This window comes from Halobacillus sp. B23F22_5, assembly GCF_043497085.1.
Lineage (GTDB): Bacteria > Bacillota > Bacilli > Bacillales > Halobacillaceae > Thalassobacillus.
Genome location: NZ_JBIEKI010000046.1, coordinates 1 through 617, shown reverse-complemented (window position 1 = coordinate 617; position 617 = coordinate 1). Strand labels below are relative to the sequence as shown.

Sequence of the window (617 nt, the reverse complement as noted above, 5' to 3'; positions counted from 1 at the left end):
CGCCTCATTCGTTATAATGTAAGCGACCAAACCAACAAAAAAACGAAAAGTGAGGCGATTTTTTTATGAGTAACTCTTCAGCTACTTTCATTGATTATAACATGGGGCAATTGGTTCTACCAATGGACTTCAGTGATTTAATTCCTGAGGACCATGTGGTCCGTGTCATTCATGCCATGGTGGAACAGGTCAACGATGACATCTTTTTCTCTCAATATCAAGGCGGCGGTCGGAGCTCCTATCATCCCAAAATGATGACAAAAGTTATCTTATACGCCTACACGCAAAAAATCTATTCCTGCCGCGAAATTGCCAAAGCTCTTCGAGAACATCTGCCGATGATGTGGCTGGCCGGCCAACAGTCACCAGATTTCCGAACCATCAACCGGTTCCGTTCAGAACGGATGAAAGCAATTATTGAACCTTTATTTACTGAGTTGATTAAGCTTCTGATCGATCAAGAGTACATATCCATGGACAACTATTTCCTTGATGGAACAAAAATAGAGGCAAATGCCAATAAGTATACGTTTGTGTGGAAAAAATCCGTCCAACGTTACGAAAAAAACTTACAGGAAAAGTTGGATCAAACTTTCGCGGATATTGAAGAAGCTATT

1 protein-coding gene is annotated in these 617 nt (G+C 41.0%); it reads left to right on the top strand.

What is annotated here, in order from left to right; translation table 11 throughout:
- Positions 1 to 65: 65 nt before the first annotated feature.
- Positions 66 to 617, top strand: a 552-nt coding sequence (locus ACGTN9_RS21040) for a transposase (protein WP_499596489.1), incomplete at its 3' end; no start/stop codon positions are given.